The organism is Flavisolibacter ginsengiterrae DSM 18136, from assembly GCF_059568575.1.
This window is the reverse complement of record NZ_JCANTR010000041.1, coordinates 1-10,589: the sequence shown is the minus strand read 5'-3', so window position 1 is coordinate 10,589 and position 10,589 is coordinate 1. Positions and strand designations below refer to the sequence as shown.

At 37.2% G+C, this 10,589-nt stretch carries 9 protein-coding genes; 2 read left to right on the top strand and 7 right to left on the bottom strand.

What is annotated here, in order from left to right; genetic code table 11:
• Positions 1-38: 38 nt before the first annotated feature.
• Positions 39-1,019, bottom strand: coding sequence for an IS110 family RNA-guided transposase (locus BP74_RS21305; protein WP_496377507.1), 981 nt, complete (start codon positions 1,017-1,019; stop codon positions 39-41).
• A 351-nt stretch (positions 1,020-1,370) separates the two neighbouring features.
• Between BP74_RS21305 and BP74_RS21300 the strand changes: the two genes are divergently transcribed.
• The gene (locus BP74_RS21300; RefSeq protein WP_496377537.1) at positions 1,371-2,345 is read left to right on the top strand and encodes a type I glyceraldehyde-3-phosphate dehydrogenase; all 975 of its coding nucleotides are present in this window, start codon (positions 1,371-1,373) and stop codon (positions 2,343-2,345) included.
• Positions 2,346-2,574: 229 nt separating this feature from the next.
• Here BP74_RS21300 and BP74_RS21295 read toward each other — a convergent pair whose 3' ends face one another.
• The 3 genes from BP74_RS21295 to BP74_RS21285 form a co-directional block, all read right to left on the bottom strand.
• Positions 2,575-2,934: a hypothetical protein gene (locus tag BP74_RS21295; protein WP_496377535.1), complete on the bottom strand. Its 360-nt coding sequence runs from the start codon at positions 2,932-2,934 to the stop codon at positions 2,575-2,577.
• Complete coding sequence (locus tag BP74_RS21290; protein WP_496377533.1) at positions 2,927-3,400, bottom strand: hypothetical protein; 474 nt, start codon at positions 3,398-3,400, stop codon at positions 2,927-2,929. The genes BP74_RS21295 and BP74_RS21290 overlap by 8 nt, the downstream gene beginning before the upstream one ends.
• Positions 3,401-3,681: 281 nt before the next feature.
• A complete protein-coding gene (locus BP74_RS21285; protein ID WP_496377531.1) occupies positions 3,682-6,432 on the bottom strand; it encodes a DUF4365 domain-containing protein in 2,751 nt (916 codons plus the stop codon).
• 200 nt (positions 6,433-6,632) lie between these two features.
• Between BP74_RS21285 and BP74_RS21280 the strand changes: the two genes are divergently transcribed.
• Positions 6,633-7,436: a hypothetical protein gene (locus tag BP74_RS21280; RefSeq protein WP_496377529.1), complete on the top strand. Its 804-nt coding sequence runs from the start codon at positions 6,633-6,635 to the stop codon at positions 7,434-7,436.
• A gap of 73 nt (positions 7,437-7,509) precedes the next feature.
• Here BP74_RS21280 and BP74_RS21275 read toward each other — a convergent pair whose 3' ends face one another.
• The 3 genes from BP74_RS21275 to BP74_RS21265 all read right to left on the bottom strand — a co-directional run bounded on the left by BP74_RS21275 (position 7,510) and on the right by BP74_RS21265 (position 10,310).
• Complete coding sequence (locus BP74_RS21275; RefSeq protein WP_496377527.1) at positions 7,510-7,800, bottom strand: helix-turn-helix domain-containing protein; 291 nt, start codon at positions 7,798-7,800, stop codon at positions 7,510-7,512.
• A 123-nt stretch (positions 7,801-7,923) separates the two neighbouring features.
• Positions 7,924-8,709 (bottom strand): hypothetical protein, encoded by a 786-nt coding sequence (locus tag BP74_RS21270; protein WP_496377525.1) that lies wholly within the window; start codon positions 8,707-8,709, stop codon positions 7,924-7,926.
• Between the two features lie 560 nt (positions 8,710-9,269).
• Positions 9,270-10,310, bottom strand: coding sequence for an IS110 family RNA-guided transposase (locus BP74_RS21265; RefSeq protein WP_496376795.1), 1,041 nt, complete (start codon positions 10,308-10,310; stop codon positions 9,270-9,272).
• Between the last annotated feature and the right edge of the window lie 279 nt (positions 10,311-10,589).

Below are 10,589 nucleotides of genomic sequence, written 5' to 3'. Positions count from 1 at the left end.
ACCGAATGGTTTTTCAAGCTCATCGCAATGAACTGTGTTCAAAAACAAATATTTTTTTGATAGTTTTCCTGGTAGGGGCAGTTATGAGTAGCGATGGCAAATGCTTGTTTGAGCAGTTTATTCGCCACCGCAATCAAGGCCAATTTCGTAGCCTTGCCTCTTTGGATTAAGCGTTCATAGAGAGCTTTACATGTCTTATTGCATTTAATAGCGCTCCACGAGCACATGTACAGCAACGCCCGTACTCTGCTCATGCCCATTTTGCAGATGGGCGCTTTGCCTTTTTTCTTTCCCGAATCATAGATGCGGGGGCTAAGTCCTACATAGGAACAAAGCTGCCTGACATTTTCAAACCGGGTAAAGCCTCCGCTAATTACAATGAGCATAAAAGCGGTTTTCTTTCCCAAGGCTGGTATGGAGGTGAGATTCTCAAGAAGTTCTCCATGATAGCGCTCAATCAGGCATTGCATTTTGGCTTCTACCTTTTGGAGTTGATTTTCAACTTGCTCAACCAGTTTTTGCAACAAACGCCTGGTATCATTTTGCAGCCCGCCACTGCACTCAAAGGCGTGTAGCTGATTGGTAAGGGCGGCGTGGTGTTTGGTGAGTTGTACCAACACACCGTCCAATTGCTGAAGGGTGATTACATAGCTTTTAGGAGGGATCCACTCCTTTGGAGATTGGTCTTTACAAAACTGAGCCAAAAGACCTGCGTCCTTTTGGTCGGTTTTGGTTCTGCTAAGTTTCATCTTAGCATAGTGCTTGATCACTAAGGGATTGACCACACTGAGTAAAAAACCTTTTTTATGCAGGTAAAAGGCCACTCTTAGGTAATAAGGACCGGTTACCTCCATGACACAATGAGTGCGTCCGGTCAGCCACTGACTAAGGGCTGAAAAGCCGGCTTCATTGTTTGAAAACTGCCTGGTGCGGGCTGTGCCCTCAAGGCTGTTGAGTAGACATACATCCAGGGTGTCTTTGCTGACGTCAATGCCTGCAAAACTTCTTAGCTTTGTCATACCACATAAGTTTACATTGTCAGGCAGAAGAAAAAATTACTGCCACGCCTTATCAATCCTTTATACAGGCTCTTTCAGGCCTAAGGAACTGTCCAAGGTAAAAGCAGTAAAGGAAGAAGGGATTAGCATTGCGAACGGTCTTTCTGACCCATGACGGAGACTTAATCTGATTCCTCCTTCCTCTTCTGTTTGAAATAAGGTTAACACTACAAAGTTCCTCACATCAATTCTCTCTAACAAACATAGGATGACGGATAAAAATCAATCGTCTAATGATGATTAAATATTGCTTTTTTGGCAAGGTTAAGATGTCCTCAAATTGATCTTTCTTTGCTGGCTTAAAAAATAACGATGCGTATTGCTATTAATGGTATGGGACGGATTGGTCGCCTGCTGTTTCGAAGATTGATTGACAATCCGAATATTGAGATCGTGGCAGTGAATGATATCATGGACCTTCAAAACCTGTTTTACCTTATCAAACACGATTCCGTTTACGGGAACTTCCCCTACCCGATTGCTTTTGATGAGAAAATTACATGTGGTCAAAATTCTGTTTCCTGCTTTCATGAACCTGACCCATCCAAACTTCCATGGAATGAGCTTGGCGTGGATGTGGTGCTTGAATGCTCCGGGCATTTTACTTCCTATAATCTTGCTGCGCAACACCTGAGAGCTGGCGCTAAAAAAGTATTACTGTCAACTACCGGGTCGGAAGATATTCCACTGATGATTTATGGGTGTAACGAAGACGCCCTGTCCGATGACATGACTATTATATCCCCTGGTGGCTGTATGACCAATTGCTCTACCCTACTGATCAAACTACTGGAACCTATTGGTATTGAATCGGTACAAATTAACGTAATACACTCCTATACCTCACGCCAGGAACTGGTGGATGCTCCTCATAAAGACTTCCGCAGGGGAAGATCTGCTGCGGAATCTATTATCCCCGTGCCTGTGGACCTGGCACATTCACTGGAACGTTTGTTTCCTGGTTTGAAGAACCAGATAGCTGCCATGACAACGCGTGTGCCCGTGGTTAACGGTGCGTTTGGGGACTTCAGCTTTGTGCTACAACAAAATATAACGAAAGAGGCAGTGAATTCTATTTTCAGAGCTGCGGCTACTAATGCGTATAAAGGAATAGTGGAGTATACGGAGGAACCGCTGGTGTCGTTAGATATTAAAGGGAATAGGCATTCGGCTATTGTGGATGGGAACCTAACATCTGTACTGGGTAATCACCTGCGGTCGTTTGCTTTTTTTGATAATGAGTATGGGTATACGAGCAGGATGATTGACTGGTTGGGAAGGATGTGAAGAAACAAGGTTCATGTTGCGAAACAGTATCTGGTTATCATAAAGGAAAATACATAAGTTAGCTTGATTCAAATTCTACCTATCTCAAAAGTTGTGTTTACTGAAATTGTAACATAAGTATATCATTGTAGAAATAAGGACAAAAAGAAAATCATGCAGAAGTATTACTAAACCAGGCTTTGTTTTTCAACAAAATAATCCCTTTTATAAATTTCTTATTATTTCTTGTTTAATCCAATGAGAAGGTTAAATTAAAAATTTCATCAAGAAGTTTATCAAAGTCAATTTTTTTCATTCTGTTGACAGGCTGCTTAACTGTTTCATCTAAATCATGTTCCATTAAATGAGAAATGATGTGAAGTCTTAATTGACAGTTTTCTTCTTTCAATGGTTTTTCAAACATTTCATCTGTTACGTAATAACTAAATGCATCATCATAATTTTCAGAAGAAGTCATCATAATGCCAATGAATGAATGCTGAAATTCTATAGCCCGTTGGCAAGAAAGTACTATAAAAGGATGCTTTTGTGTTTTGCCGTCTGGGGGTAGTCTGTCGTAAACAATGATAACGTCTCTTTGTCTAAGCATTCAGTGAAGATAAATTTCTCCTTGAAATTCTAGAAGTGAAATTCTCAAGATTTTTATCTTTTGCTTTTGTGTTTGAATGTGCAATTCTTCTTGTGATAGATTCTATTTTGTAAATTGTAGATAGAAGATCCGTAGCAATTACTTCTGTATCATGATTGTGAAAGAATTTTAATTCTTCTAATGAAGCGTAGAGTTGCCTATTTTTCTTAAAAGCCTTCCTAACTATGAGCAACATCTCTTTTGCTTCTTCAACCGTCAATCCTTTCTCCATCATAGATAAGATACCAGCATATATAACTACGCACTTCTCAAGTCTCTTATTAAGTCGTTTTACGTAACCAGTTTTTAGTGTAACCCTATACTTATTTAATATACTGGATATATACTTTTGAGCCAATATTTTTAAATCCCAAAAGTTGTTGTCAAGTCTAGAATTATTGAGGATATGTGAGGGATTGATCGTCATAGTCAAGGTCTCAACTAGCAGTTATTACTACAATTATAGTGCAATTTTTCAGGATTTTTTGTCCAGTAGGTCATTTTTTTGATGAAAAGCCAATTTTAAACATAAAATTATGTAAATGCCAGTAATAATACCAGGTGTTCTAATTACCAAATTGCAAATAGTTGTAAACCCGGTTTAAGAACACTTCCCCTTGTGATTAATTCAATAAATATTATACCTGATTCAAAATAAGTTTTTTACATTTTAAGTTTGGTCGAAGTTTTAAGTCGATTTTTTTAAGGTTAGTCCTGATTAACATCTCCATACATTGCAATAAAATTATCTTTCAATAATGGGTCGTGATGCTGCTGGATGTATGCCAGGATTTTTTCTCTTACCACAGGCAGTTTTTTCATTTTTTCAAAATAATATTTGGTAACATTTTCGCTTACCCATCTTGGATTAAAATGATCGTAGTTAAAGTGTTCCATATCCAACAACCAATCATAATAAGAATCATATCCGCGTAAATGATTAAACCGCACCTCGCTTGTATCAATATGGTATTTAAAACAAAGGTTAATAATTGCCCCCAACCGGTAATCTCTGTTCAACTCATCTTTTGAAAAATGGGAAAAGGGTCTGAATTCTTTGGGTTTTTGAATGGAAATAAATGATTGAAAAAACGAATTTTCCACTCCCAAAATTTCAAAAATAGCCGCCAGATAATATAAACGCCAGTTGAAATTCTGATTCAAAATGCTTGTAATCTTTTGACGCACATAATCACGGTCAGAATCATTATCAACTATTCTATAAAATGGCACCCACATGGTTGGGTCGTGCTGCCGGTGACACAAAGGGCAACTGGCGCCCTGTATAGCTTCAATTTGCTCACGCAAGACTGGTGTAAAGGTGATGCCGTCATTTTTCTTGTTAAAAATTTCAGCAAGCCTCGACAAATATTCTTCATCATGCAGGTATTCACAGTCAAAGAAAAAATAGAAGAAATCAACTATAACTGCCATTTCTAATTGGGCACCCTTCTTTTCAAAAAAAGAAAATATGTATTTAACAGTTCGATGATACTTCATCTGTTTCTGCCAGGTCATGTATTGTTTCAAAAGAATCACGAATTCATTTACATCCCTGGCTGGCAAATCCATATATGTAGCAAGTACCAGGATGTTGCTGAGAAATTTTGTGTACTTCTGCTGAAAGTAAAAAGGTTCTTCCATTTGCTTATTTTCAAAAACGCTTTTCAATTGTTCATCTTTGAAAAAATTTCCCACCAAATCCATAAATCCATTTACAGTCGCCGATCTTTCATATTGTATGCTTTTTACAAAATAACGATTGCAATATTTATTGATCCATTCAGCATCGCCATGAAAAATCAGAACTGTAACAATCCAGTCATTAAAATGAGAGAGCCTGCTGTACATGGAATTGTGTACTGCATAAGAAGAAAACAAAGATTCGATATACATTTCTGTGAGCTGTGTGAATTCCGAAAAATAATCGTAGATAATAAAATTACGCGATAGAAAATTTTCGAGAATTGCATGATTTGTATACAGTTCGTTTGTATAAGCGTTGGAACTACGACCTCCCCATAACTGGCTGAAATAATAGTCTTTCAACTTAAAATGCGCCTGCTCTATTTCATACTGAAACTCTAAGAAAAAACGGTTTTCCTTTATCCACCTTGCAACAGACCGGTTGTTTTCCATATTCAACAGATCAAAGTCTAGCAGGCTGCCAGTCTTTTCCAATTCCTTTACCAGTGCGGGATTTGCTTCCTCCCCGGAAAAACTGTATTTGATAAAACGGTGAAGCTTTGACAAATTATACCTGGCAATTATGGCCCTGAGGGGGTGACCCATCTGTGTTGCTTTGGAGTGAACTGCCAAAAAACATTTTGCTGCATTTATAAAGAAGCCAAGCTGGTAATTGATGTATCCCTGCCTGGAAAGCACTTCAATATCTTCACTGGTCTCATCCAGTTTTTCAAGCGTTTTAGATAGTATGAGCTTATCATAAAAAGATTTTAAACAATTTCTTTCAGCGGGTTCAATGTACCGGATATCTACTCTACCACTACCATACACATATTCCACATAAAAAACAAGGTTACGGGTAAGTGTTCTTAGTATAAACCGTGTCTTTTCTTCATATGCATTAACATTATGAATAAAACGAGTATCCATGAATTCAAGAGAATTATCCTTATGTATCCGTAAAGATGACAGGAAATTCCACAACTCTTCATTATCTGTCTGTATACAAAACTGGTCATAGATAAAATATGCCCTGTCTGAAGTCTTAAAAGGATAATCGTATGCCCAGAACTTTGCCGGCAATAACAAAATTTCTTCAAACCGTACCTTTAAATAATTATGCAGCTGGTCGATTATTGGTAGGGTATTGTCGACTTCAATAACATCATTTTCTTCATCATCGCGGCGGTTGACCTGCTGAAAATTTCTTGCAGTAAGGTACTTTTTTGATTTTTCGATATCATTCAAAAAAATTGAGAAATTTTCTGCCACTGGCTGCCCTTTCTTAAGTAAGGTTTTATTGGGATTAAAATAAATCTGGATTGATTTTCCTTTTCTATTCTTATTGGCAACCTTTTGTAATATATCGTGAACATTTTTAAGGTAAACACCAGATGACAATTGAATAGGCTCCCAATAAATAGTCTTTGATTCTAAATCGCAGACCGTGATGATCATCGGCTGATCAAGTTCATTGCAGAAATAATTTACCTGCCTCACATCATCCAACTTGAACGAAATTTTACCTTTTTCAGGTCCCTTTTCTAATGGTTTAATTTTTTCATCCACCCCCTTATTTTGCAAAAAGAACATTGCCAGTGTAACAGGTTTTTCTTCGCGGCTTTCTATCTCAAAATTGAAGTCGATTCCTTTTTCCTTATTATATGTGTAAACCTTGAGCTTTCGTCCGGCTTCAATAAACATTTTCTGAAGTGTACCTACCAATAACGTGTTTGCATTTTCTTCAATTTCATCTGAAAACTTCCTGACCATTAGTACACCGATTTTTTTTAAATAATTCAAATTAATTTGGGCATCAGAACATCTTGCTCGTTAAAGTAAAATAAATAGAAATCTAAATTGCAATCATTTTAAAAATTATTTAGAAGCTGCTGTTAAGGTGTTTTCAATATTTGATTTTCCTGGCAAAAACATAAAGTGATTGAAACACCTTACAGTAAATTGAGGTTCAAATGGAATTGACACAAGAAATCTTTGATAAAAATGTGCATGAAATTGCTACAAAAAAATTATTTTATCATACAGTTCAATTACTTGAAAAAGGCGGAGCCTATGGCTATAAACCATTTGGATCGGGTGTTTTGGTAGAGATAAACAGCAAATACCTTGTATTTACTGCATCGCATGTCACCGCAGTTACTTCAGAAATAAATCTATACATCAATACACCAAAAGGTTTCCTGATAGTGCGTGGAGGTTCAAGAGAAACAGACCTGGAAAAAGATAAACACACTGATGTTGCCTATATTATACTGGATGAAGAAGTAGGAAAACTTTTAGCAGAATCCTATACATTTCTGCCTATCTCAAAGATTCGTGGAGATCATTCTTTACTAAGGATACTTCAATATGTGGTTGCCGGATACCCGGTAAAAAACATAAAGACGGAAGGAAAAACTGTATACGCTGGAATGTCCTTTTATCTTTTGCAGGGATCAAAGGATGAGGCCTATGCATTTCATAAAAAAGAAAAAGAAAAAAACTATTTATTGGATTTCGCTGGCAAGGGCATCAATCTTAATAACCAGGGAAAAGAGAAAGTAGATCCAGAGCCTTACGGATTAAGCGGTTGTGGTCTGTGGCAAATATTGCCATCGTTTATACATGGAAAATGGGAATTTGATTATAAGTTAATTGGCATTATGACAGAATTTAAAAAATCTAAATATCATGTGCTTGTGGGAAATAATGTTGGGTTTATTATGCAGGCATTGCAATCATTTGAGGGTTTTCAATTTGTGCGCAAATCAAAATGATCAATCAATAAATAGGATTCACATTTCTTTAATACTTAAAATCCTTTTAATCTGTTCAATTTTTGGCCTGGGGTTACCGGGTTTCGGCTATTTTAAAGACCAGTTCTTTGATGACAGGAAACAAGCTATCGTATAATTCTTTCTTTTCATCTGGCACATCTTCTTTTTCCATTCCCATAGCATATATCAAGGATTCAGGAACATTTAAGGCAACACAAAGTTTTTTCATAGTTTCATCAGTGGGCCTGTTTCCGTTTTCAATGCCCGAAAGAGCTGCCTGGGTGATATTTACTTTCCTGGCCAAGGCCGCTTGCGATAGACCACTTTGTTTTCTGAGCTCCTGTATTGCTTTACCTATTTTCATGAATCAAATATTTTGATACCGATGCTAATTAAGTCAGCCAGTATTTTGGTGGCACTGATCAATTGATTCCTGGTATTGTTTTTTTGTAAAAGGGAAATAGCATTATTGATTGCCTCTACCTGATCAGGTGAACGATCGGGATGACTGCGTATTTGTTTTAAAATTTCTATTATTTCTTTGATTGTCATAATGATGAATTTGAACAGTTAATAATCTTTTATTCGACAAAGTGTTGAACAAAAAATTATCAGCATCAGATTCATCACTCATGTTCTTAAACAGAAAATGAATTATACTCCGAAAAAACTGCCTTAAATCACGCCTTATTCCTTTATAAATATTACGTATAAGGCGAACCAGATCAGCTTTTAAGAACTTATGAAAGATTTCAAGAAGAGTGGGGTTTAAAGATTTATTTATTCCCGATATATTTAAAACAGCAAAATCAGAAGCTGACAGGTAGCAGTTAAACTCTACTTCAAGCGTGTGGAAGAGCATTTCACTGGCAGCATCATCATTCTGAGACAGGTGTTCAGCAAGCTTTATCAACTTTTTAAGCAAGAGCAAACGCCGAGGGTGAGGCACATATAAACGCCATTGATTCAATAACATGTCACCGTGGCCATCATTAATACTTAAACTTTCCAATTCCTTTTCCCATTTCCTTTGCAGTCTTTTGAGATCTAAGTGCTTTTTATGGAATTGGGCGGAATGATACCAAACCTGCAAAGATTCAGGGGTAATCCATGTATATTCCTTCAGGAATACCGGTAGATTAAGAGCATCATGAATAGATAATGCTTTAAGGGACTTTCCCTCAGAGTTATTAATTTTTACTGTGGTAAGATTAATAGCCTGCGAGATTTCCTGGATCTTTAGCTTAAATTTTTGAATATTAAATCTTTTCATAGTTAAATAGTAAAACTATATGATTCAAAGATAAGGAATGTATAAATTATAACCAATTCAATATAATTTGAAATATTAATTATGGATAATTATACCAATATTTGTTTGTAGTTGAGGAATACTCATTTGCAGGACCAGGTTTAGCGCATTATAGTCTATTCCGTCTTTTTAAGAAAAAAAACATTTCAAAACCCGGCCTGGGGTATTTGCGTTTAACAATGATTTTATTTTTAATTAGCTCGCTGAGGCGTTCAAAAGTTGCTGGTCCAAAAAAGTGAAGAAAATGATTCCCAGGGAAGTGGCATTGCATATGTAATGCAACGCTGGAGTATTTATCTTATGGAAAGTTGTTTATACTAGCATTGATTTCGGCATAGAAATCCAGTGTCTTTCGTTATAGAGAGATGTTTTTAATAGCAGACATTCGTCTTAGGATGAAAAGAATTTTTACCACATAGATTCTGTGTTAAGATCCAATAGTTAATTTATTTATTTTTGTGCTTTAGGCGGCCTTGAGCCAGCCTGTTTAGGGCGGTCATTTATTGACCGCTCTAATTTTTTTATACTGTGATACTTTCTTCCGTTTCATTTTTTGTGTGGTAGTCATTTTGATATGGTGTATTGGTTTTGTAAATGGTAAAAGTCATTTCCAATAACTTCCTCTGAACAGCTACCGCTGCTTTCATCTTTATTCCATGCCTGGATACCAACCTTGCAAAGACATCCTTAAACCGCTCCTCATGTCGTATCGCTGCAAGAGCTGGCATATGCATCGCCTTTCGCAGGTGTTTGTTTCCTTTCTTCGATATCTTCGGCTTCCCCTTCACCGAAGTGCCGGATAGTTTTTCCTTTACATCAAAACCCGCATAACTACTGAGCTGCCTTTTATTCCTGATCAGTTCAAAACCATTGGTTTCTGCAAGCACCGTGGCTGCCGTTAATATCCCAATTCCAGGTATCGTTGTAATTAGTTTAATTGCCTTATCTACCTGCTCCTCGGTTTTCACCAATTCCTGTATTTCCTGGCTAATCTGCTGCAACTGGTCATTGAAAAGGGCAATCTGCTTTTTCAATCTTTCAATGGTTCTCTTTCCGGGTTCAGCTTCCGCCTGCTCTGCATGCAACTGGTTCTTGGCTACCGTTCTTGCCTGTACCACCTGACCCCTTTCCCTGGTTAGCTGCCTGATTCTCTTAAATATGGGCTTAGGCCTTTGCCATGCATCAAGCTTTCGTTCCAGGCCAAATCTTGCAATCGTTTCTGAAGCAGTTTTGTCGGTAATTGTTTTTACTTCCAGTGTCCTTTGATAATTGCTGATCTTGTTAGGCAGCACGATGGTTAGCTCCAGGCCTTTCTCATTTAAAAAATAAGCCAGCGACTCATGATACACTCCCGTTGCTTCCATCACATAACGCAGCTGGCAGGAAGGATCGGTCAGTTTGTTTACCCACAATACCAGCGCTGAAAAACCTTCTTTTGTATTACGGAAGGTTTTGTTTGCATACAGTTCAGGTGTCAGGTCATCGAACATCCTGCCTACAGTAACAACTAACTCATTCTGGGCTACATCTATGCCCACTGCCTGCTTAACAATTTTTTTCATTTCCAATCATTTAAAAGTATAAAAGTGAAAAATCTCCCTTCGTTTTGTCTCCTGGCTGGATATTCTGGATATACACCTGTAGCGTATTCCTTACATTCTGTTCAAACTCTAAGAGATAAAAAGGATGGGGCATTATCTATGTGACAACATGCCATAAAGGCGGTTTAAAAACATATCACTCCCACCCTTTTTCACTTTTAAAAACTCAAATCTATTGGGAACTAAATAGAATCTCAAAGAACTAAATCATAACAATTACAAACATAGGAGAACACATAG